Source organism: Halobacterium sp. CBA1132, from assembly GCF_001485535.1.
Taxonomy (GTDB): Archaea; Halobacteriota; Halobacteria; order Halobacteriales; family Halobacteriaceae; genus Halobacterium.
Genome location: NZ_BCMZ01000001.1, coordinates 606,113 through 626,878 on the forward strand (window position 1 = coordinate 606,113; position 20,766 = coordinate 626,878).

Genomic DNA, 20,766 nt, shown 5'->3' on the forward strand with positions numbered 1-20,766 from the left:
TGTCGACCCGCCGGCAGTGGCCACGTTCGGCAAGTACGACCGCGTCGAACGAGTGTTATTTATCCCTCCGTGTCCGAGCGTACCACGAGAGACTCACACATGGACGCGAATCAAACAGTAGAACGCGGACTCCGGGCCGCGCGGCGCAGCCCCGGTGCGGCCGTCGTCTGGGCGGTCGCGGCTTTCCTCTTCCTGGACCTGCTCGCGAAACTCGCGGGCGTCTCGCTCGGGCCCTTCGAGACCCCGTGGTTCGCGCTCTGGTTCGGCGGGGACGTCGCGATTAGCGAAGCCGCAGGGCTGGCGTGGAGCGGCATCGTCATCGGTGCCGTCATCGGCCTCGCGAGCATCGGCCTGTCGTTGACGTACAGTATCCTCAACTTCGCGAACTTCGCACACGGCGACTACATCACCGTGGGCGCGTTCTCCGGGTGGGCGGTCACGTACGTCATCGCGGGCGTCGGCGGCCTGCTCGCGCTCGGCGAGACCGCTCTCAACGCCCTCACGGGCCTCGGTCAGTCCCAGCTCGGGGACGCCGACCTCGTCTCGCTAGTGTTGCTCCGGACGCCGCCGCTGGACGCCGGCGCGAACATCTGGCTGTCGCCGCTGGCCATCGTCGTCGGCCTCGTCGTCGCCGTCGCGATGACCATCGCAATCGCGCTCGTGCTCGACCGCTTCGTCTACCGGCCGATGCGCGACGCCGAGGGCATCTCACTGCTCATCGCGTCCATCGGTGTGGCGTTCATGCTGCGGTACCTCGTCGCGTTCGTCTTCGGGAGCGGTCGCCGCATCGTCACGTCGAGCAACCAACTCCCGTCGATGGACGTCGCCACCGCTGTGACCGACCTAGTGCCGTTCCTCGGTCCCGCCCGGAGCGCCATCATCATCGACCTCCACGAGCTCACGCTCGTGGTCATCGCGGCCCTGCTCATGGTCGGCCTCCACGTTCTCCTCCAGCGGACGAAACTCGGGAAGGCGATGCGCGCGATGGCGGACAACCGCTCGCTCGCGCAAGTCACCGGCATCCCGACCGAGCGCGTCATCAAGTCGACGTGGCTCATCGGCGCCGGCCTGACGGGCGCGGCCGGCTACCTGCTCGTGCTCTCGCAGGGCGGGCTCGGCTTCCAGACCGGCTGGCTGCTCCTCCTGCTCATCTTCGCGGCGGTCATCATGGGCGGCATCGGCTCCATCTACGGCGCCATCGCCGGCGGCCTCGTCATCGGGCTCGCGAGCCGGGTGTCGCTCATCTGGCTGCAGGGCGACCTCTCCTCGTTCGCCCGGCCGACCGCGTTCGCGCTCATGATTCTCATTCTCCTCTTCCGCCCGTCGGGCATCTTCGGGGGGGTGAAGACCGCATGAGCGAGTCGACCACGCGGGACGCCCTCGACCCGCTGCGCACGCTGTTCGCGCACGACGCCGCGAAAGTCAGCGTGATGTTCTTCGGCATCTGGGCGCTGTTCTACGCGTTCGGCACCATGCTGGGCTACGGGAACACGGGCACGCTCGCGCTCGTGCGCCGCGTCACGTTCCTGTCGGCGGTGTACGGCATCGTCGTGCTCGCACTGAACATCCAGTGGGGGTACGCGGGCCTGTTCAACATCGGTGTCGCGGGCTTCATGGCGGTCGGCGCGTACACCGCCGCGATGCTGTCCAGTTCGCCCGGTGGGATGCCGCCGGGACTGGGCCTCCCGCTGCCCATCGGCATCCTCGGCGGAATGCTCGCGGCTACGATTGTGGGGCTCGTCGCCGCGCTGCCCGCGCTCCGCCTGAAAGCCGACTACCTCGCCATCGTCACCGTCGCGCTCTCCGAAATCATCCGCATCGTCTACAACACGCCCGCGTTCGCGAACATTACGGGCGGCGCCAGCGGGTTCGACAACCTCCCGACGAACCCCGTCAACGCGCTACTGCTGCAGGACCCGACGAGCACCGTCTCGGAGCCGACTGCCGTCGGCGAAGTGGTGTTCTCGTTTTTCTCGTCGTTCGGCATCGAGCGGTTCGTTGCCATCCCCACGGTCTACACGATAGGGGTGCTGGTGGCGCTGCTGGTCGTCTACCTCGTCCTCGAACGCACCGGGAAGTCCCCGTACGGCCGCGTGTTGAAGGCCATCCGCGAGGACGAGACTGCCGCCCAGTCGCTGGGCAAGGACACCCAGAACTTCAAGGTGCGCGCGTTCGCGCTCGGCTGTGGCCTGATGGGGCTGGCCGGCATCCTCTGGTTCGCCATGGGGCCGCGCGCGTCCATCACGCCGACGACGTTCCGGCCGAACATCACGTTCTACATCTTCATCGCGCTCATCATCGGCGGCGCCGGGTCGAACACCGGCAGCGTGCTCGGCGGCGCGCTGTTCGCCAGCCTGCTGTTCGAGGCGCCGCCGGTCGTCCGCAACCTCATCACGGACGCCTTCGAGGTTTCCGCGGACCCCGCGAACCTCGTCGAGGCGCTCGTCCCCCTCGCCAGCGGCGAGATCATGCCGCTGGCGGGCTTCCTGCTGGGGAACATCGACACGCTCCGGTTCATGGGTATGGGGCTGTTGCTCGTCGTGCTCGTCCAGCGCCGGCCGGACGGCCTGCTCGGCGCGCGCAAGGAAACTGCCGCTGGCGTCTCGCTGGCCGCGGACACGCGCCCCGGCGGTGACACCGCCGCCGAGAGCGGAGGTGGCAGCGATGAGTGACGCCGGCGACGAAATCGCCGACGCCGAGGTGCCCGAGGACGTCGATGTCCCCGAGGACCTCGAACCCGAAACCGCCGACTCCGACATCGAGGAAGGCGCGAAAGAAGTGCCCCGCGGCCTCCCGCTGCGCGTGGAGGGCCTACGCAAGGAGTTCGGGGGCATCACGGCCGTCGACGGCGCGTCCTTCGAAGTCGAAGAAGGGTCGCTGACGGGCCTCATCGGGCCGAACGGCGCCGGCAAGTCCACGACGTTCAACTGCATCACGGGCGTCCACGAGCCGACCGCCGGCGACGTCTACTTCCGCGGCGAGGAAATCACGGGCCTCCAGCCCCACGACATCGCTCAGCGCGGACTCGTGCGGACGTTCCAGATTGCCCGCGAACTCGACGAGATGACCGTCTTGGAGAACGTGATGCTCGCGCCGGACGGCCAGCGCGGCGAGTCCATCACGCGCTCGGTCGTCCCGGGGCTCCGCGGACAGGTCGTCGACCAAGAGCGGGACCTCCGCGAGGAGGCCTGGGAGACCCTGGAGTTCTTCGAACTCGACCACCTCGCCACCGAGTACGCCGGCAACCTCTCGGGCGGCCAGCGCAAACTCCTGGAATTGGCGCGCGCGCTGATGACCGACCCCGACGTGATGTTGCTGGACGAACCGTTCGCGGGCGTCAACCCCACGCTGGAGGAGAAGCTCCTCGACCGCATCCACGACCTCCGCGAGCAGGGGCTGACGTTCCTGCTCGTCGAACACGACATGGACCTCATCATGGAGAACTGCGAGCACGTCATCGTCATGCACCAGGGGCGCGTCCTCGACGAGGGGCCGCCCGAACAGATACAGAACAACGAGGAAGTCATCGAGGCCTACCTCGGAGGGAACGTATGAGCGAGCACGCCTCTCGCGAGTCGGCGCTCCCCGACGACGAGGACGGCATCCTCGCAGTGCGGGACCTCGACGCCGGCTACGGCGACCTTCAAGTGCTGTCGGACGTCGACCTCGACGTCCGCGACGGCGAGTACGTCACCATCGTCGGGCCGAACGGCGCCGGCAAGTCCACGGTGATGAAGTCCATCTTCGGGCTGACGACGTACATGGGCGGCGCGATTACGTTCCAGGAGGCGCCCATCCACGAGCTCCCGCCCGAGGAAATCATCCACGAGGGCATCGGCTACGTCCCCCAGAACGAGAACGTCTTCGCGGGGCTGTCCGTCCGCGAGAACCTCGAGATGGGCGCGTACATCCTCGACGAGGTGCCCGAGGACCGGATTCAGTCGGTGTACGACCGCTTCCCGATTCTCGAGGAGCGCGCCGACCAGAAGGCGGGGTCGCTGTCGGGCGGCCAACAGCAGATGCTCGCGATGGGACGCGCGCTCATGCTCGACCCCGCGCTGTTGATGCTCGACGAACCCTCCGCGGGACTGGCGCCGGACCTCGTCGACGAGATGTTCGACCGCATCGACCGCATCAACGACGACGGCACCTCCGTGTTGATGGTCGAGCAGAACGCCAAGGAGGCGCTGCGGCGCTGCGACCGCGGCTACGTCCTCGTCAACGGTGAGAACAGTTACATGGACGACGGTGACGCGCTCCTCGACGACGAGGAGGTCCGCCGAGAGTTCCTCGGCGGGTAGTCAGGCCGTCACGAACGACGACCCTGCTCCGGTCTGCCCGCCGGCCGACCCGGACGGACTCGCCGGCGCGCCTGCTTCTTTGTCGCCGCTGACGAGGAACGCTGCGATGTTGCTCGACAGCACGTCGTTGTCGCCCTCGGTCGCGGTTCCCGACGTCAGGAAGTCGGTGTCCCCGACGGCGAGCACGTTCCCGTTGCGCGCAGCGACGGTGTACGACGCTTCCTCACGCGTCGAGGACAGCGACACGCCGCTGGCCGACAGCACCGGCGAAGCGTCACCACCGGTCGTCACGGGCGTGGCGTCGGTGAGAACCGCGTCCTCGACGCCGTCTGCGACGCCGCTGTCACCGCCCGCGTAAACGGACTGGAAGTTGTTCGCGTTCTCGGCCATGTCGTAGAGGTAGCCGCTGCCGAAGGACACGCCGAACGTTGCCGCGAGGTTCGTCGGCTGTCCGGACGCCGACACGGTCGAACCCGACGTCAGTCCGGGAATCGAGACGGTCGACGTCGCACTCGTCGTCGTCGGCGGTTCCGCGGCGAGCAGCACGCGGCCGCCCGCGTCGGCGAACGCCTCCACGCCCGCTATCTCGTTCGACGAGTACGTGGTCGCGGGGCTGGCGACGACGAGCGCGTCCGCGCTCCGGAGCGTGTCGTTGAACGCGGCGCCGGGTTCGGCGCCGATGGTGCTCGTCGACCCGCCGCCGTACATCTGGACTTCGTGGCCGGCGGCGACGAGCGCGTCGACGAACGGCTGGAGGGAGTTCTCGCTGACGCCGTTGCCGTGGCTCACGTCTATCACGACGGTCTTGGACTCGTCACCGCTGGGGGCGGTGACGCTCCCGCCCTCCTCGATTGGTTGGGCGACCAGTTCGTTCGTGTCGTAGGCGGGCGCGTCGGGCGCCGCCGAGTGCGTGGGCGAGCCCAACAGGAGGCCGCCTGCAAACGTCGCTGCGACGACGACCGCCGCGACGACCGCGACGACGCCGACCGCGCGCGCAACCTCACGCGGTCGCATTCGCGGTCACCTCCGTCTGTGCGTCCGCCGTCGGCTCGATTGTCCCGTGCAGCATCAGGTACTGGACGGTGTCGACGCCGCGGTACTCGAACACCTGCTCGGTGCTGGCGTCCGCGGCGTCGCCGTCGGCCGCGAGGCCGAGTTGCGAGAGCACCGAGGCTTGGGGTGCTTCCATGCGAACCACGTCGTAGTTGTCGAGGCCCGCGTCGTCGGCGGCGACCGAGATGGCCGTGTCGATGCCGCCGATTTCGTCAGCGAGCCCGTTCTGGATGCCGGTGGCGCCGGCGTACACTTTCGCGTGCGAGACTTCCTCGCGAGTGAGTTCGATGCGGTCACCGCGCTCGGCGAAGACGGAGCCGACGAACGCGCGGCGAAGCGTCTCCACGCGCTGACGGACTTCGTCCTGCGTGGAGCCGCTACCCTTGTCCGGGCCGGTCACGACTTCGCCGGCGGGCACGCCGTCGGAGGGGAGGGTGGCTCGCACGCCGACGCTCCCGACGACGGACGCGGGCGTGACGTAGATTTCGTCCGCGGGCACCGAGGCGTAGTACGACCCGGAGGCCGCGGTGCCGGTGACGCTCGCGACGACCGGCATCTCACCCGCGGTGCGTTTCACCGCGAGGTAGAGCTGTTCGCTCGCCGAAGCGGTGCCACCGGGGCTGTTCACGTCCAGCACGACCGCTCGAATGGAGTCGTTCTGCCGGGCTTCCCGAAGGTCGTCGACGACCGCGGTCGCGGAGTCTCCCGTGATGGTGCCGTGGAGCTCCACGACCGCGACGGAGCCGTCGGCGTCCGTGGCGTAGCCCCACGCCTGCGGCGCGAACGCGACGCCAACGACGACGCCAACGACGACGAGCACGAGGGTGACGCTCCGGACGCTGCCGCGAGCGGTATCGGCGGACGTCACGCCCACACCTCCGCGCTGGCGGATTCGTTCTCGAAGACGGTCACGTCGTCGTACGTGACGGTTACGGACGCCGACTGGCCGTTTGTCGTCGTCCACGACGTGTTGACCTTCAGCGGGACCTTGCGGTCGAGGTCGACCCACAGGGTCCGCGTGACGTCCGCGGCGTCGCCGGTCGCGTTCTCGCGCGGGTCCAGTTCGACGACGGCGGTGCGGTGGCCGTCGTAGGACGTGACCCGTTCGAGGGTGACGTTGCTCGTGCGCACGAGCGACTCCGCCAGTTCGCCGTAGGCGGCGGGCGTCGCGAGCGCATCGGCGCTCGTCCCGGCGTCGAAGACCGGGCCGCTGTCGGCGGACCCGACGACTGTCTCACCGGCCTGTGGGCCGGTATTGTACGTTACTTCTCGTTGATCGCCGCGGACGGTGACGGCCGCGCTGGCCGTGGTGGTCGAGTCACCAACTTCGACGGTGCGGGTGACCGTCGCGTCGTAGCCGTCCAGGGCGGCGTATCGCTGTTCGACTGCGTCTCCGACTGCGGCGGCGTCGACGGAGCCGTCGGCCGACAGCCCGCCGATACAGCCCGCCGTCAGGGAGATGACGACGAGGGCGGTTGCTACCGCCACCCGCATTCGTGTACCTTGCATAACTCTCCGCCCGGCAGTACCGTAGGTACTGACAAAACACGCCGGTGGCGTTCGCAAGCCCAGAGAATTCGCCTCGCCGTCGAAAAACGAGTGGATGCCGCGTTACGCCGAGAACTTAATCTCGTCGAGCGTCTCGATACCGCCGCCCTCCTCGAAGCCGAAGTACTCGTAGGTCGCGGCCTTCAGGTCGCCGTTCTCGTCGAAGTCGACGGCGCTGGACGCTCCAGCGTACTGGATTTCGGTGCCCTCGGCGGCCATCTGCAGACCGTCCGCGAGCGTCGATGGCGTGACTTCCTCACCACCGGGGTTCGCGACGTTCTGCATCTCCTCGGCGATGGCGGCGCCGGAGTTCTCGCCGGCGGCCGCGTTCGCGAGCAGGCAGACTGCCGTGGCGTCGAACGCCTGCGACGTGAACACGCCGGGCTCCTCGCCGTACTCGGACTGGTACTGTTCGTTGAAGTACTCCGTGCCCGGCCCAGCCGCCAGCGGCGCCGTGCCGGTGACGTTGTTGAGCGGGTTCCCGACGTCTGCGGGGAGGCTCGACGAGCGCATCCCGTCCGTGACGAGAATCGGGACATCTGTGTCGAAGTCCGAGTAGAAGTCGTTGAACAGCTGGATGCCGCTCTCGGGGTAGCCGATGACGACGACGACGTCCGGGTTGTCGTTGAGCGCCTGCGAGATGCGCGAGGTGTACGCCGACTGGCCCTTCTGGAAGGACACTTCCTGATACACCTGTCCGTCGCGGTCTTGGAACGCGGATTTGAAGCTCTCCGCGAGCAGCTGCCCGTAGGAGTTGTTCACGTACATCGTCGCCGCCGTCGACGCCTGATGTTGTTCGGTGGCGACCTGCGCGAGCACTTGGCCCTGCAGGGCGTCCGTCGGCGGCGTCCGCCAGATGAGGCCGTTGTCTTCGAGGTCGGTGATCGCGGGGGAGGTGCTCGCGGGCGAGCACCCCACCATCCCCGAGGGGATGAAGACGTTCTTCGCGACGGAGATGGTGACCTCCGAGGACGCTGCACCCGTGACCGCGGGGTAGCCGCCGTTCCGGAGGGTCTGTGCCGCGGACTGTGCGGCGTTGGGGTCCGTCTGCGTGTCCTGCACGGAGAAGTCTAGCGTGAAGTCCGTCTCGCCTTCGAGCAGCGTCTCCGGGAGGACGGCGCCGTCGCGGATGGGGCCGCCGAGGTCCGCGAGGTCACCGGTCGTCGGCAGGAGGACGCCCTGCATGAGCGTCCGGCTGGTACTGCCCCCACCGCTGGTGGTCGTCGTGTCGCCACCGCTCCCGCTGGTCGTTCCGCCGCTGCCGTCGCCGTCGCCGCCGGTACAGCCGGCGAGCCCGGCGATGCCTGCAGCTCCGAGACCGCGGATGACGTCGCGCCGATTGACTCTTGATGGCATACCACGCAATAACACGCAACTGGTATAAATGGGTTCCGGACAGTGCACCTTTCACCGCGCGTTCGGCGGAAATCCGCTGGTCTGAGACGCGAAGCCTCCGCGGTCGGCGGCGGCACAATCAGGGTGTTCTCAGCCCGAGTGGTCAGCATCCTTTTGGGAGTTCCCGACGACTCGTCGGTATGGAACCGACGAAGTTTCTGTTCGTCTCCGCCGACGCTGCCCTCATCGGCGACGTCGCGTGGCAGGTCCACGAGGAGGGCCACGACGTCAAGTACTACATCGAGGCCGACAGCGACGAGGAAATCGGCGACGGGTTCGTCCCGAAAACCGACGACTGGGAGGGGAACGTCGACTGGGCTGACGTGATTATTTTCGACGACATCTGGGTCGGCTCGGACGTCGGAACGGGGCAACTCGCGGAAGACCTCCGCGCGGAAGGGAAGGCAGTCGTCGGCGGCACGCCCAACACCGACCGACTGGAGGAAGACCGCGGGTACGCCATGGAGGTGTTAGAGGGGAACGGCGTGAACACCATCGACCACGAGGAGTTCACGGACTTTCAAGCGGGCATCCAGCACGTCCAGGAGAACCCCGGGCCGTACGTCGTCAAGCCGCTCGGCGAGGTCCAGAACGTCAAGCGCCTGCTGTACGTCGGCGACGACGACGACGGCAGCGACGTCGTCGACGTCCTGCGCGCCTACGAGAAGGCGTGGGGCCACCGGATGAAGGGGTTCCAGCTACAGCGCAAGGTCGAGGGCGTCGAAATCGCGGTCTGCGGGTTCTTCAACGGGAACGAGTTCGTCGAGCCGGTGAACTTCAACTTCGAGCACAAGCGCCTGTTCCCCGGCAACATCGGTCCTTCCACGGGCGAGATGGGGACGAGCATGTTCTGGTCGCGACGCAACGACCTCTTCGAGCGCACGCTCGGCCGCATGGAGGGGTGGCTCGCCGACGAGGGCTACGTCGGCAGCATCGACCTCAACTGCATCGTCAACGACACCGGCATCTACCCGCTGGAGTTCACGCCGCGCTTCGGCTACCCAACCATCACGCTGCAGGAGGAAGCCCTCGAATCCTCGACGGGGGAGTTCTTCGCGGCGCTGGCGAACGGCCGCGACCCCGGCTTCGACGTCCACGACGGCTACCAAGTCGGCGTGCGAGTCGTGCTGCCGCCGTTCCCGTTCGACGACGAGGCGACCTACGACGAGAACTCGCGGAACGCCGCCATCGTGTTCGACTCCGACGAGGACGGCGGCGCGACCACGCCGCCGTCTGGGGTTCACATCGAGGACGCGAAACGAGTCGATGGCCAGTGGCGCGTCGCCGGCGAGTCCGGGATGCCGCTGGTCGTGACGGGGAAGGGCGAGACGATGCAGGAGGCCCAACAGCAGGCCTACGAGCGCGTCGAGGACGTGCTCATCCCGAACCTCTACTACCGTGACGACATCGGTGACCGCTGGGTGGAGGGCGACGGCGACCGTCTGCAGGCGTGGGACTACCTCGGGCCGGCAGACGAGTAACACCTCCAGTTTTCCGCTAGCCGTCCGGACAGACGGCGAGCAAGCCGTCGGGGAACTGTGTGAGCGTCGGCGCGCCCTCCCCGAACGCGGTGTGGACGAACGCCTGCCAGAGCACGCGCTCGGCGTACGGCCGCGAGTCGAGGTCGACGCCGAGTTCCGCGGCGACCGCGTCCTCGTCGACGCTCGGTCCCGGTGCCACGTCCAGGGTCGGTGGCGCGTCGTCGAGGTCGACGCCGAACGACGGGAACAGCCGGTAGGTCGCGTCGATTGCGGGGTGGTAGAACGTCCGGTCGCCCGGATATCGGACGGACAGCACGAGCGTCGCCGTCGCGCGCTCGCCGTCCGGGAGTTCGACCCGTCGCTCGCCGAGCGGGAGTTCGCGGCGCTGTCCGCGTTCGACGTGGTAGCGGTCGCCGTCGGCCACGACGACGGCTCCGCCGGCCTCGACGCGCTCAATTGTGACAGCTACTTGCTGGCGCTCCGCGAGTTCGGCTTCCGTCGAGTCGCCGCCGACTGTTCCCTCCACGACGACGGTCCGGCCGTCGTCGGCCGTCAGCGCGGGCGAGACTGCTTCGCCCTCGCTCGCCGGGTGGACGCGGTACGGCGTCGCGCACACGACATCCCACTTGCTGGCCGGGGGCGTGGAAACATCGAGTACCGAGCGCCAGTAGAAGACGCGGGCCTCCTCGCCGCAGGTGTAGGGGACCGAATCCGGGAAGAACCCGCCGCCGAACCGCGTCGCCTCCAACTCCCGGTATTCGAGGATAGCTTCGAGGTAACGCACTCTTTGTCGGACTGGTGCGGCGCGCTCGCTCGCGCTTGCCAGTGTCCACTCGACGCCCTCGAAGTCGCGCACGGAGTCCATCACCGCGACGTACGCCGTCAACTCGCAAAGCCCTGCGTCCGGAGATGTTCGCCCCGAGACGCGCTAACTGCCGGCCGAACATGTCCGCGCACAATCCTTAGTTTAGGTGTGCCTAATCACCCGGCGAGGTGTTCCAGTCGCGATGGCAGACGTGACCCACGAGCCCGCCGGCACAGTCGCGGACGAACTCTTCGACAAGTACCTCCTCCCGAAAGCCGCGCTCGCCGTCATCCTCGCGGCGTCGCTGGTCGGCACCGCGCTGACTCTCGACCTCACGGGCCAGTGGTCGCCGCTTTTGGCGCTCGCGAAGTGGGGGTACTTCGTCGCGCTCGGCGTGCTGTTCGGCGGCCTGCTCTGGAAGCACGGCTTCGTCCGTCCCGGCGATGTCGACGCCGCCACCGACTACTGCGCGCAGATGTACCGGCGCTTCGACCGCATCGCCGCCGGCGCGCTCGCCGTGCTCGCCGTGACTGGCGTCGCGCTCCTCACCGTCGTCTACGCCGACGCCCCGCTCGGACTCCGCGTCGCGCTCGCCGTCGCCATCGGCGCCACCGTCTCCACGGGCGCTATCGACACGCTCCACGACGCCCCCGTTCCGGAGCGCTTCCGCACGGCTGCGGGCGTTCTCGCGCTCGCCGGTGCGACGGTCACCGTCGCGCTGACTGCCATCACCGATGTCTCGCTCGCGGGCGGCGGCGCCGTCCCCGCCCTGTCTCGGGCGGTCCACTTGCTCGCGTTCGCGGCGTGGGTCGGCGGCGCCGTCTGGAACATCTTCGTCGCCGTCCCATCTGGTCAACTTCGGCCGACGCCACCCGTCGTTCGCGCCGCCGGCGAACAACTCGAACGGTTCCGGTGGACGGTGCGCTTCGTCATCCCGACGCTCGTGCTCACCGGCGCCTACCAGTCCGTCGACGCGCTCGGCACCAGCCTCGCCACCTACGTCGGCACGGCCGTCGGCCTCGCAGTGGTCGCGAAACTCGCGCTCGTCGCCGTTCTGTTCGCCATCTTCCTCGCGTGCCCGATGTGGCGCGCGTGCTCGCCAATCGACGGCGTCTGCGACCTCGCGAAGATGGACGACGAGGTGGGCGACTGATGGCGGACCTCGACGTCCCCGCGACCGTACCCGACGCCGACCCCGACCGCACCGTCGACAACCGGGGCCGCGGCTGCGCGAACGGCATCGTACGCGTGCAGCGCGCGCTCGAAGACCTCCCGCCGGGGGCGGTGCTGGAGATTCAGAGCACCGACCGCCGCGCGAAGACCGAGTACCCGAAACTCGCCGCCGAAACCCCGCACGAACTGCTCGCCGTGGTCGAGAGCCGGCGGCGCGTCCTCCGCAAACAGTACACCACCTACCTCGAAATCCATGAGTGAACTCGTCGACCCGACACCGCCGTCGAGCGGCACCGCACGCACGAACTGGCAGCACCTCGCGGACGCCGACCCCATCGCTGTCCGGGACCCGCTCGCGGAACTCCTCGGCGTCGTCCCCGACGGCGACCCGCTAGTCGTCGGCTTCCCCGAAGTCGTGCTCGCCGCCGGCCACGCCTGCCCCGCCGTCGCGGGCGCCTATCGCGCCACCCAACTCGCGCTCGACGACCTCTACCCCGACAGCCTCCCCGTGCGAAGCGACGTCGCCGTCGAAGTCGGCGGCGAACCCGACGACCACGGCCTCGGCGCGATGGCGAACGTCGTCAGCCACGTCACCGGCGCCGACCGCGAGACCGGATTCACCGGGTTCGGCGGCTACGGCGGCCGCGAGAACCTCCTGTCGTTCACGGACCTCGACGGCCCCGGACGCACGTTCGCGTTCCACCGCCTCGACACCGACGACAGCGTCCGCGTCTCGTTCGCGCCCGGTGAAATCGGGATGTCGCCGCCCGGCGAAAGCGGCGGCAGCGTCGGGGATGTAATTCCGAAACTGGTCGCCGGCGACGCCACCGACGCCGAACGCGACCGCTTCCACGACCAGTGGCACGACCGCGTCCAGCGCGTTCTCGACGCGACCCCCGGCGAGGACAGTCCGTTCACGCTCTGCCACCCCGAGAACTGACTCGCTGCCACCCAGTTTTGTCGCTCGCTGGAGAACTACGAACAACTAAGTTGGCGTCTCGGCACACTTCTGACATGGGCGGTTTGCGACGACACCTGCCGGTCGCCGCCGTCTTGGGGCTCGCGGTCGGACTGCTCGCCGTCTCCACGGCCCACCACGCCCACGAAATCGAGCAGATAAACCACGTCGGCGGGCCGGTCTCCGCGTTCCTCGTCGACGCCGTCCCCGCCGCGTGCCTCCTCCTCGCCGGCTACTGGCTCCACGCGAGCGACTTCGGCGCCGCCGGCCGCTGGCTCGTCGCCTCGTGGTCGGTACTCGGCGGCGGACTGTTCGCCGCCATCACGCTGCTCACCATCGCCATCCGCGAGTTCGAGGGGCGCAGCGTCGCCGAACCCGTCTTCCCGCTGCTCGTCGACACCGGCGTCGGCGCCGTTGCCGGCTTCCTCGGCGGCGTCTTCTACGTTCGTGCGCGCCGCGACGCCGAGCGCGCGTCCCGCGCCAGCGACGCGTTCGCGTTCGTCAACGACGTGCTCCGCCACGACATCCGCAACAGCCTCGGCGTCGTGCGCGGGCAAGCCGACCTGCTCGCGTCCACCACCGACGACGAGTCGGTCGCGGACCGCGCGGCGACGATTCACGACCAGACCGAGGAAGCTCTCGACCGAATCGAGAGCGCCGACACCGTCGCGAGCACGCTCCGCGACGAGGCCGCGTTCGAACCCGTCGACCTCAGCGCCCGTGCCGAAACGGCGGCCGACCGCGTCGCCGACGCCTACGCGGCCACCGTCGACACCGACCTCCCCGAGCAGGCGCCCGTGCTCGCGAACGACGCCGTCCAGTCGGTCGTCGACAACCTCGTGGAGAACGCCGCCGAGCACAACGACGCCGACGACCCGCGGGTCGAAGTCGCGGTCGAACTAGGGGGCGACGCGGTGCGACTGGAAGTCCGCGACAACGGGCCCGGCGTCGCTGCCGACGTCCTCGCGGACGCCGACGGCGGACTCGACCTCGTGCGGACGCTCGTCCACCACTACGACGGCGACATCTGCGTCACCGACAACGACCCCCGCGGGACCGTCTTCGCCGTCGACCTGCCGCGCGCCGACACCGACTGACGCCGTCGGTTCGGCGAGTACGCTTAACTGCTTGCTCCCGGCACACTCGACAAATGGCCGACACCGCGAAGCCGGACAGCAGCGGTCGCCTCGCCGGGTACGCTGTCGCCGCGCTCGGCGCGCTGCTGTTCGCCGTACCGCTGTACGACGTCTGGGACGACACGACCGACCTCGGCTGGAGTCTCCTCCCGACGCTCGTCGAGAACGCCACCCTGTTCGCGCTCGCGGGCCTCGTCGTCGCCGGCGGCGTCTGGCTCGCGCGCTCGCAGTGGGACAGCAAGCACGTCACCACAGTCGCGGCCACGACGTTCGCCGGATTCGCTGCGACGGCCGCGCTGTTCGCGTGGATTGTCGCCGTCCAACTGTGGGCGATGCACGAACTCAAGCCGTACGTCATCGCGCTGGACGCCGTCGTCGTCGGTACGCTCGGGTCGTTCGGCATCGGCGTCTACCGCGCGCGTTCCGAGAGCCGGTGCCGAGCGCTCCGGGTCGAACGGAACCGCCTCGCCGGTCTCTTCGAGAACACCAGCGACGCCGTCGCAACCGTCGAACTCGCCGACGGCGCCCCGACGGTCGCGTCGGCGAACGGGCGCTTCCGTGAGACGTTCGCCGACCCGATGGCCGCAATCGAGGCCGCCGCCGACCTCGCGGGAACGTCGCTGTCGTCGCTGTTCGACTCCGGCCGCGGCACCGACACGACCACCCACGAAATCGCGTACAGCGACGCGGCCGGCGTCCACGAAGTCGCGTACGGCGACCGCGCCGACCGCGGCGACGACGCCCGCGAGTTCATCGTCCAGTTCGTCCCCTTCGACACCGACGACGGCAGGACGTACGTCTACGTCGTCGCCACGGACGTCACCGAGCAGAAGCAACTCGCGCGCGAACGCGAAGCGAACGAACGCCTCGACCTCCTCCACGAGTACGCCTCGAAACTCGTGAACGCTGACGACAGCGAGGGCGCCGCCGCGCTCGCCCGGGAAGCCGTCGAGGAACTGTACGCGCCCTCGGCCGTCCGCGTCGTCCTCGACGACGACGTCGCTGCCGGACCCGCTGACTCCGAGGCGGCCTTCGACATCACTATCGACGTCGGCGACCGCGGCCGTATCGACGTCGCCGCCGACCTCGCGCCCCGCGAACTGAACGCGGTCAACGTGCTCGCGACCCACCTCGACGACGTGCTCGACCGCCTCGACTACGAGCGCGAACTCGCCGACGAGCGCGAGGAACTGGACTTCATCAACCGCACGCTCCGCCACAACCTCCTCAACGACATCCAAGTCGTGCGGGCGCGCCTCCAGACGCTCGACGGCGACGAGGACCTCGTGGACCACCGCGACGTGTTCCTCGACCACCTCGACCGCATGGCGGACTTCGTCCAGACGATGCGCACCTACACCAAGTCACTCGTCGAGGACGACGAACACGTCCTCAAGCCCGTCGACCTCCCGTCCGCGCTCGACGACGTGGTCGACGGCACGCAGAACGCCTACGAGGACGCGACCGTCTCGCTCGGAGACGTGCCACAGGTCGCCGTGAGCGCCGACGAACTCCTCGAACCACTGCTTGAGAACGTCACTACGAACGCCGTCGAACACAACGACAAGGAGACGCCCCGCGTCCACGTCGACGCCGAACGCCACGGTGACTGGGTGACCGTCCGCGTCGCCGACAACGGCCCCGGTGTCCCCGACGACCGCAAGGACGACGTGTTCGAGCGCGGCGAACTCGGCGAGCACAGCTCCGGCAGCGGCTTCGGGCTGTTCTTCGTGCGCAAAACTGTCGAATCCTACGGCGGCGGCGTCGAACTCCGCGACAACGAACCCACGGGCACCGTCGTGCGCCTCACGCTCCCCGTCGCGTCTACTTGAGGACTACCGCTCAGCGTCTTCGACGACCTGCAGGAGTTCGGTCATCCGCTCGTCGTCGCCGTCCAGTTGGTCGGCGGCCTGCTCGCGCACGCGTTCTAACTCGGCCTGCAGTCGCTGGAAGCGCTCGTCGTCGGCCAACTCGTCGTCGTCGTAGCGCGTCTCCAGTTCCGCGACCTTCGAGCTGAGCGCGTACAGCGCCCGCAGTTCCCGCGTGTAGTTCGCGCGCTCCAGGAGCTCCTCGGTCGCCGCCACGACTTCCTCGCGGTCCACGGGCTTCTCCAAGTACATGTCGTAGTCCAACTCCACGACGTCGAGGTCCGGCTCCAGCGCCGTCAGCATCGCGACGCGCGCGCTCCCCTCGTGGTCGCGAATCCGCTGGAGGGTCTCGTCGCCGGAGAGCTCCGGCATCCGGCGGTCGAGGAGGACCGCGTCGACGTGCGGGCCGAACTTCTCGAGGGCTTCCTCGCCGTCGTTCGCGACGACCGCGTTCCAGTGCTGGTCTATCCAGTGGCCGACCGACTCCGCGAACTGCGTCTCGTCGTCTACCACGAGAACCGTGTGGTCGTCGTCGAGCGCACTGCACTCTCCCGAGGCCCCGCTGCCGTCCGTCTGTATGGGCGGGCCGCGGAACGTGTAACTGTCGGCAGTCATACCAGTATGGACGGAGCGAACCCCTAAAACTGAATTGGCCGCGAACGCCGATTCCTCACTCGCCGTCGAGGTCGAACTCCTCGCGGAGCAGGCCGAACGCCTCCCGAATCCCGCCCGCTGACGCGAGGTAGCTCGCGCCCACGCCGGACTTCACGGCGTTCGCCGCGGCGCCGCGGAGCACGCTCGGCCCGACCTGTGCGACCGCGCCGTCCCCGACGCTCACCAGCCAGCCCGGCGAGTCGAACGTGTACCGGTCGAGGCGCGGCCGGAAGCCGTCGTCGCGCTCCCGGCAGTCCGCGACGAGCGCCTCGACGTTCCGCGCCGCGACCTTCGCCTCACGGACGGCCGCCTGCGCGGACGCCGGGACCGCCGTTCCCTCGCTGTCGACGACGCGCGCGGCGTCCCCGAGTACGAGCGTGTTGCCGTCGACAGCGAAGTCCGCCCGGACGTCCACGCGCTCGCCGTCGAGCGCGCCCGGTCCGCGGATGCCGCCAGTCCACACGAACACGTCGTAGGGCACGTCGTCCTCCGCCGTCTCGACGGTGTCGTCCGTCGCTCGCGTGACGGTAACGCCGGTGCGTACGTCCACGCCCGCGCTGTCGAGTTCCTCGCGCACTGCGTCCCGGAACTGCTCGGGGAACGACGGCGCCACCGAGTCCAACTGTTCGAGCAACACCACGTCCACGTCGGCGTCCTCCTCCCGCGCGAACGCCGCGAGTTCGCCCGCCGTCTGCACGCCCGAGAGGCCCGCACCGCCGACGACGGCCGTGCCGCCGCCCGCTTCGACGAGCGACTCGAATTCACGGCGGACGCGCGCGGCGTCCGGCAGTCGCTTCAGTGGTGTCGCGTGCTCCTCGACCCCCGGGAGCCCGTAGAACGCCGTCTCCGCGCCGAGACAGACCGCGGCCACGTCGTAGTCGAGACTGGTGTCGTCCGCGAGTTCGACCCGCTGGGCGTCGCGGTCAACGCTCTCGACGGTCGCGACCTCTACGCGCGCCCGGTCGAAGATGTCGTCGAGCGGGACGGCGATGTCGTCGGCGAACGCCGGGCGGCGAATCGCGCGGTGGAGTTCGTGCTGGACGAGGTGGTCGCCCGTCTCGTCGACCACTACGAGGTCGACGTCCGCCGGGAGGCGCTCCTCCAGTCGGTCAGTCAGAACGACGCCCGCGTAACCACCGCCGAGTACGACGACGCGCATACCTCCGGCTACGCGAGCCAGCGCCAAAACCGTACCTGCCGGTCAGAACAGCGCGTCGCTCTCGTCGAGAATCTCGGCGGGGCCGCCGACCTCCCAGACGTCCGTCTCCACGCCGCACTCCGCAATTGCTGCTTCCACCTCGTCGGCGTGCTCCGCGCGCGTGTTCACGTACACCGTCGCGCCCGTGTCCGTCGAGAAGTACACTGGAACGTCGTCCTCGCTGCGCAGGTCGCGGACCGCGTCGAACACCTCGATAGTGTCCGGCTTCCAGTACACCCACCCCGACGGCCCGGTCATCGTCGTCGCGGCCAGCGACAGCGAGTCGTGTTCGGCCGTCTCGAACACCCGCTGGAAGTCGCCCTCGCGGAGCGCGTCGCGGGCCTCTGCGAGTTGCGCGTGGATGTGCGAGAGGCGCGCCTCGAACATGTGGCTCTCCGCGGCCTCGGCGTGCGCGTGCCCGGTCTCCTTGTACGACGGCACCTTCGCGATGACGATGCGGAGGTCGTCGACGAACTCGTCGGGAACGTCGAGGCGCTCGCTCCGGCAGTCCTCGTCGTTCAGGCCCGTGTGGAGGTCCGAGAAACCGCCAGTAACTGCGCGCGCTGCGGACGCCGACCCGCGGCGCGCGATGGTCGAAATCTCGGGCAGCGAGAGGTCGAGACCGGCGGCCTCGGTGGCCGCGCGAGCGAGCGCCGCGAACCCGGACGCCGAGGAACCGAGACCGATGTTCGACTGGAAGTTGTTCACGCTCTCGACCTGCACGCGGTGGTCGACGCCCGCACGCTCGCGCACCTCGTCGACGACTTTCCGGATGCGGTCGGCGCCGGAGCCGTCGACCTCCTCACCGTCGACGACGTAGGTGTCCGCCTCGCGGTCGGGGTCGAATTCGACGGTGGTGGTGGTGTTGCTCGGCGCGGTGCAGACGCTGATGGAGTCGTGGTAAGGGAGGCGGAGGTCCTCGTCCCGCATCCCGTGGTACTTCACGATGCCCTGAATCGGGTGGGCTCGCGCGGTCGCTTTCATACCCCGATGGGCGTCTGTCGCGCGCATAAACGTCCCGGAAGCCGGTCGGCAGGCCGTGGGAGTTGGGTTGCGAGTGGGGCTGACAGGCGGCACGCGCGTCATCGCGTCGGCAGAGTGGCGTGCCGCGCTCCCGCGGGCACCCTGCCGCCGTCGTCAGGTCACGCGATGTCGTGGTCTCGTCTTCGTATTTGAACGTTCGCCGCGGCGGTTCCGTTACAGGGAAGGGCTGGACCGCCGAGTTCCGGGTATGGGAACGCCGCTGGACACGCGCGAGGCGCAAGCCGAGGAAGTCATCGACCGCCTCGAAGCAGAGTACCCCGAGCCCGAGATTTCGCTGAACTTCTCCAATCGCCTCGAACTCCTCATCGCCGTGATTCTCTCCGCGCAGTGCACCGACGAGCGCGTGAACAAGGAGACCGCCCACCTCTTCGAGAAGTACGAGTCCGCCGAGGACTACGCGAACGCCGACGAGGACGAACTCGCCGAGGACTTGAACTCGATTACGTACTACAACAGCAAGGCCGGCTACATCAAGAGCGCCGCGACGGCGATTATCGAAGAACACGACGGCGAAGTCCCGGACACGATGAGCGAACTCACGGCGCTCTCGGGCGTCGGCCGGAAGACGGCGAACGTCGTCCTCCAGCACGGCCACGATATCACCGAGGGCATCGTCGTGGACACCCACGTCCAGCGCCTCTCGCGGCGCCTCGGCATCACCGAGGAGGAGCGTCCCGAGGCTATCGAGGAGGACCTGATGCCAATCGTCCCGCGCGAGCACTGGAAGAACTACACGCACTGGCTCATCAGCCACGGCCGGGACACCTGCACCGCGCGTAACCCCGACTGCGCGGACTGCGTGCTCGAAGACATCTGTCCGTCCTCGAAGGACGACCGCGACGTCGACCTCGCCGACGGCAGCGAGTGGTAGCCCGCGGTAAGCGCGCGTTTCGCTCCCGCGGACGGAGACTCAAACCGGGACTTTAGCTTTAGGAGAGGCTTTGAGGGAGTACCGAGTAGGGCCGCGTAGATGGCTGGGAACCGCCTACTCCCGTCGCGGTCGACCGTCGAGCGCGGCGACGGCTCACGCGTGGTCGGCATCCGCGAGGACGCCGCCGACGAGGTGTTCGAAGCGCTGTCGTCGAGCACCGCCCGCGAGATTCTCGCCGCGCTCTACGAGGAACCCGACACCGCCTCCAGCGTCGCCGAGCAGTGTGACACCTCGCTGCAGAACGCCACCTACCACCTCGAAAAGCTCGTGGACGCGGACCTCGTGGAGGTCGCGGACACGTGGTACTCCGAGCAGGGCCGCGAGATGAACGTGTACGCGCCCGCGTCGGAGTCGCTGGTCGTGTTCGCGGCCGACGAAGCGTCGAAACCGTCCCTGAAAGAGCGGCTGTTACGCGTGCTCGGCGCGGTCGGCTTCCTCGGTATCGCGAGTCTCGTCGTCCAGCGGCTGTTCGGCGGGCAGACGTCGACTGACTACCAGATGACCGGCGGCGACGCGGGTGGGGCGACGCCGGCGCCCGCGACGACGCAGGGCGGCGATGTCGGCATCATGAACGAGGCCGCCACCGAAACCACGACGGCGACGACGACCGCCACCAGCGCGTCGCAGTCAGCCGCACAGGGCCTCCCCCCGGGGCTGTTGTTCTTCGCCGGCGGACTGCTCGTACTCGCAGTCGTCCTCGGCTACGTCTGGTACCGGCGCCGCTAGAACTGCGTCTGGTACTTCGTCACGAACTGCGCGACGCCGAGCACCCACGCCACCAGCCAGCAGAGCACGTATCCGACGACGCCCGCGCGCAGGCGCAGTCGCCACGCGCTCATGTTCTCGTGAATCTCGTCGAGGTCGACATCCTGGTCGGGGTCGTTGTAGAGGTTGTACTCGCGTTTCGCGCGCAGAATCGGGACGATGCCGGTGAGCGCGAACGCCAACAGCGCGTACGCCTGCACGCCGAAGAACGCGTGGAGGACGGCGAACCCGCCGAGCTGGTCGAACAGCGCGGGGAGCATCCAGGCGACGACGGGCACCGTGTTCAGCGTGAGCCCCACGAAGATGTACGCTAGGTGGTGTTTGAGGGTGCCCCACGTGACGGTCTCGGCGTCGATGATAATCCACGCGCCGTAGAGGTAGCACGGGAAGCTCGCGGTGACCAGCAGCGCGGCGACGCTCGCCACCGTCACGTCTTCGACCATAGCGGGGAGTTCG

Annotated in this window: 21 protein-coding genes; 12 read left to right on the plus strand and 9 right to left on the minus strand. The window is 68.7% G+C overall.

Going from position 1 to position 20,766, the window contains the following annotated elements; all coding sequences use genetic code 11:
- Positions 1 to 99: 99 nt before the first annotated feature.
- The 4 genes from AVZ66_RS03105 to AVZ66_RS03120 are packed head-to-tail and all read left to right on the plus strand — an operon-like array spanning position 100 to position 4,301.
- Positions 100 to 1,356: a branched-chain amino acid ABC transporter permease gene (locus AVZ66_RS03105; RefSeq protein WP_058981739.1), complete on the plus strand. Its 1,257-nt coding sequence runs from the start codon at positions 100 to 102 to the stop codon at positions 1,354 to 1,356.
- Positions 1,353 to 2,672, plus strand: a complete 1,320-nt coding sequence (locus AVZ66_RS03110) for a branched-chain amino acid ABC transporter permease (protein WP_058981741.1) — start codon at positions 1,353 to 1,355, stop codon at positions 2,670 to 2,672. The genes AVZ66_RS03105 and AVZ66_RS03110 overlap by 4 nt, the downstream gene beginning before the upstream one ends.
- Positions 2,665 to 3,555 (plus strand): ABC transporter ATP-binding protein, encoded by an 891-nt coding sequence (locus tag AVZ66_RS03115; RefSeq protein ID WP_082678757.1) that lies wholly within the window; start codon positions 2,665 to 2,667, stop codon positions 3,553 to 3,555. The genes AVZ66_RS03110 and AVZ66_RS03115 overlap by 8 nt, the downstream gene beginning before the upstream one ends.
- Complete coding sequence (locus AVZ66_RS03120; RefSeq protein ID WP_058981743.1) at positions 3,552 to 4,301, plus strand: ABC transporter ATP-binding protein; 750 nt, start codon at positions 3,552 to 3,554, stop codon at positions 4,299 to 4,301. The genes AVZ66_RS03115 and AVZ66_RS03120 overlap by 4 nt, the downstream gene beginning before the upstream one ends.
- Here the strand turns inward: AVZ66_RS03120 and AVZ66_RS03125 are convergent, their stop codons facing one another.
- From AVZ66_RS03125 to AVZ66_RS03140, 4 genes are all read right to left on the minus strand, one after another.
- On the minus strand, positions 4,302 to 5,315 hold the full coding sequence (locus AVZ66_RS03125; protein WP_058981745.1) for a DUF4350 domain-containing protein: 1,014 nt from the start codon (positions 5,313 to 5,315) through the stop codon (positions 4,302 to 4,304).
- Entirely contained in the window at positions 5,302 to 6,222 is a 921-nt protein-coding gene (locus tag AVZ66_RS03130) for a S49 family peptidase (protein WP_058984618.1), read from the minus strand. The genes AVZ66_RS03125 and AVZ66_RS03130 overlap by 14 nt, the downstream gene beginning before the upstream one ends.
- Positions 6,219 to 6,848 carry a hypothetical protein gene (locus AVZ66_RS03135; RefSeq protein WP_058981747.1) on the minus strand — a complete coding sequence of 210 codons (630 nt, stop codon included), beginning with the start codon at positions 6,846 to 6,848 and terminating at the stop codon, positions 6,219 to 6,221. Before AVZ66_RS03135 ends, AVZ66_RS03130 begins: the two co-directional genes overlap by 4 nt.
- Before the next feature lie 117 nt (positions 6,849 to 6,965).
- The gene (locus tag AVZ66_RS03140) at positions 6,966 to 8,258 is read right to left on the minus strand and encodes an ABC transporter substrate-binding protein (protein ID WP_058981752.1); all 1,293 of its coding nucleotides are present in this window, start codon (positions 8,256 to 8,258) and stop codon (positions 6,966 to 6,968) included.
- Between the two features lie 179 nt (positions 8,259 to 8,437).
- Here AVZ66_RS03140 and AVZ66_RS03145 point away from each other — a divergent pair, with 179 nt between their 5' ends.
- Complete coding sequence (locus AVZ66_RS03145) at positions 8,438 to 9,778, plus strand: phosphoribosylamine--glycine ligase (protein WP_058981753.1); 1,341 nt, start codon at positions 8,438 to 8,440, stop codon at positions 9,776 to 9,778.
- Positions 9,779 to 9,794: 16 nt separating this feature from the next.
- Here the strand turns inward: AVZ66_RS03145 and AVZ66_RS03150 are convergent, their stop codons facing one another.
- On the minus strand, positions 9,795 to 10,643 hold the full coding sequence (locus tag AVZ66_RS03150) for a hypothetical protein (protein ID WP_058981754.1): 849 nt from the start codon (positions 10,641 to 10,643) through the stop codon (positions 9,795 to 9,797).
- A gap of 142 nt (positions 10,644 to 10,785) precedes the next feature.
- Between AVZ66_RS03150 and AVZ66_RS16855 the strand changes: the two genes are divergently transcribed.
- From AVZ66_RS16855 to AVZ66_RS03175, 5 genes are all read left to right on the plus strand, one after another.
- On the plus strand, positions 10,786 to 11,736 hold the full coding sequence (locus tag AVZ66_RS16855) for a CopD family protein (RefSeq protein WP_058981755.1): 951 nt from the start codon (positions 10,786 to 10,788) through the stop codon (positions 11,734 to 11,736).
- A complete protein-coding gene (locus AVZ66_RS03160; protein ID WP_058981756.1) occupies positions 11,736 to 12,017 on the plus strand; it encodes a sulfurtransferase TusA family protein in 282 nt (93 codons plus the stop codon). Before AVZ66_RS16855 ends, AVZ66_RS03160 begins: the two co-directional genes overlap by 1 nt.
- Positions 12,010 to 12,696 (plus strand): FmdE family protein, encoded by a 687-nt coding sequence (locus AVZ66_RS03165; RefSeq protein ID WP_058981757.1) that lies wholly within the window; start codon positions 12,010 to 12,012, stop codon positions 12,694 to 12,696. The genes AVZ66_RS03160 and AVZ66_RS03165 overlap by 8 nt, the downstream gene beginning before the upstream one ends.
- A 74-nt stretch (positions 12,697 to 12,770) precedes the next feature.
- Positions 12,771 to 13,811 carry an ATP-binding protein gene (locus AVZ66_RS03170; protein ID WP_082678758.1) on the plus strand — a complete coding sequence of 347 codons (1,041 nt, stop codon included), beginning with the start codon at positions 12,771 to 12,773 and terminating at the stop codon, positions 13,809 to 13,811.
- A gap of 53 nt (positions 13,812 to 13,864) precedes the next feature.
- Positions 13,865 to 15,682, plus strand: a complete 1,818-nt coding sequence (locus AVZ66_RS03175) for a HAMP domain-containing sensor histidine kinase (RefSeq protein ID WP_058981759.1) — start codon at positions 13,865 to 13,867, stop codon at positions 15,680 to 15,682.
- Positions 15,683 to 15,685: 3 nt separating this feature from the next.
- Here the strand turns inward: AVZ66_RS03175 and AVZ66_RS03180 are convergent, their stop codons facing one another.
- From AVZ66_RS03180 to mvaD, 3 genes are read right to left on the minus strand one after another with little or no spacing between them, the layout of a single operon-like run.
- Positions 15,686 to 16,333: a response regulator transcription factor gene (locus tag AVZ66_RS03180; RefSeq protein ID WP_058981761.1), complete on the minus strand. Its 648-nt coding sequence runs from the start codon at positions 16,331 to 16,333 to the stop codon at positions 15,686 to 15,688.
- 55 nt (positions 16,334 to 16,388) lie between these two features.
- Positions 16,389 to 17,531 carry an NAD(P)/FAD-dependent oxidoreductase gene (locus AVZ66_RS03185; RefSeq protein WP_058981763.1) on the minus strand — a complete coding sequence of 381 codons (1,143 nt, stop codon included), beginning with the start codon at positions 17,529 to 17,531 and terminating at the stop codon, positions 16,389 to 16,391.
- Positions 17,532 to 17,573: 42 nt separating this feature from the next.
- A complete protein-coding gene (gene mvaD, locus AVZ66_RS03190) occupies positions 17,574 to 18,554 on the minus strand; it encodes a phosphomevalonate decarboxylase MvaD (protein WP_058981765.1) in 981 nt (326 codons plus the stop codon).
- 247 nt (positions 18,555 to 18,801) lie between these two features.
- Between mvaD and nth the strand changes: the two genes are divergently transcribed.
- Both nth and AVZ66_RS03200 read left to right on the plus strand, forming a co-directional pair.
- Positions 18,802 to 19,485, plus strand: a complete 684-nt coding sequence (nth, locus tag AVZ66_RS03195) for an endonuclease III (RefSeq protein WP_058981766.1) — start codon at positions 18,802 to 18,804, stop codon at positions 19,483 to 19,485.
- 99 nt (positions 19,486 to 19,584) lie between these two features.
- Positions 19,585 to 20,271, plus strand: a complete 687-nt coding sequence (locus AVZ66_RS03200; RefSeq protein ID WP_058981775.1) for a helix-turn-helix domain-containing protein — start codon at positions 19,585 to 19,587, stop codon at positions 20,269 to 20,271.
- Here AVZ66_RS03200 and AVZ66_RS03205 read toward each other — a convergent pair.
- Positions 20,268 to 20,753, minus strand: a complete 486-nt coding sequence (locus AVZ66_RS03205) for a hypothetical protein (RefSeq protein WP_058981777.1) — start codon at positions 20,751 to 20,753, stop codon at positions 20,268 to 20,270. The genes AVZ66_RS03200 and AVZ66_RS03205 overlap by 4 nt on opposite strands.
- Between the last annotated feature and the right edge of the window lie 13 nt (positions 20,754 to 20,766).

Coding starts and splice junctions, on each gene's coding strand:
- AVZ66_RS03175 (WP_058981759.1), top strand. CDS start 13,865: ATGGCCGACACCGCGAAGCCGGACAGCAGCGGTCGCCTCGCCGGGTAC.
- AVZ66_RS03105 (WP_058981739.1), top strand. CDS start 100: ATGGACGCGAATCAAACAGTAGAACGCGGACTCCGGGCCGCGCGGCGC.
- AVZ66_RS03140 (WP_058981752.1), bottom strand. CDS start 8,258: ATGCCATCAAGAGTCAATCGGCGCGACGTCATCCGCGGTCTCGGAGCT.
- AVZ66_RS03160 (WP_058981756.1), top strand. CDS start 11,736: ATGGCGGACCTCGACGTCCCCGCGACCGTACCCGACGCCGACCCCGAC.
- AVZ66_RS03205 (WP_058981777.1), bottom strand. CDS start 20,753: ATGGTCGAAGACGTGACGGTGGCGAGCGTCGCCGCGCTGCTGGTCACC.
- AVZ66_RS03125 (WP_058981745.1), bottom strand. CDS start 5,315: ATGCGACCGCGTGAGGTTGCGCGCGCGGTCGGCGTCGTCGCGGTCGTC.
- AVZ66_RS03180 (WP_058981761.1), bottom strand. CDS start 16,333: ATGACTGCCGACAGTTACACGTTCCGCGGCCCGCCCATACAGACGGAC.
- nth (WP_058981766.1), top strand. CDS start 18,802: ATGGGAACGCCGCTGGACACGCGCGAGGCGCAAGCCGAGGAAGTCATC.
- AVZ66_RS03115 (WP_082678757.1), top strand. CDS start 2,665: ATGAGTGACGCCGGCGACGAAATCGCCGACGCCGAGGTGCCCGAGGAC.
- AVZ66_RS03145 (WP_058981753.1), top strand. CDS start 8,438: ATGGAACCGACGAAGTTTCTGTTCGTCTCCGCCGACGCTGCCCTCATC.
- AVZ66_RS03170 (WP_082678758.1), top strand. CDS start 12,771: ATGGGCGGTTTGCGACGACACCTGCCGGTCGCCGCCGTCTTGGGGCTC.
- AVZ66_RS16855 (WP_058981755.1), top strand. CDS start 10,786: ATGGCAGACGTGACCCACGAGCCCGCCGGCACAGTCGCGGACGAACTC.
- mvaD (WP_058981765.1), bottom strand. CDS start 18,554: ATGAAAGCGACCGCGCGAGCCCACCCGATTCAGGGCATCGTGAAGTAC.
- AVZ66_RS03110 (WP_058981741.1), top strand. CDS start 1,353: ATGAGCGAGTCGACCACGCGGGACGCCCTCGACCCGCTGCGCACGCTG.
- AVZ66_RS03135 (WP_058981747.1), bottom strand. CDS start 6,848: ATGCGGGTGGCGGTAGCAACCGCCCTCGTCGTCATCTCCCTGACGGCG.
- AVZ66_RS03150 (WP_058981754.1), bottom strand. CDS start 10,643: ATGGACTCCGTGCGCGACTTCGAGGGCGTCGAGTGGACACTGGCAAGC.
- AVZ66_RS03120 (WP_058981743.1), top strand. CDS start 3,552: ATGAGCGAGCACGCCTCTCGCGAGTCGGCGCTCCCCGACGACGAGGAC.
- AVZ66_RS03185 (WP_058981763.1), bottom strand. CDS start 17,531: ATGCGCGTCGTCGTACTCGGCGGTGGTTACGCGGGCGTCGTTCTGACT.
- AVZ66_RS03165 (WP_058981757.1), top strand. CDS start 12,010: ATGAGTGAACTCGTCGACCCGACACCGCCGTCGAGCGGCACCGCACGC.
- AVZ66_RS03200 (WP_058981775.1), top strand. CDS start 19,585: ATGGCTGGGAACCGCCTACTCCCGTCGCGGTCGACCGTCGAGCGCGGC.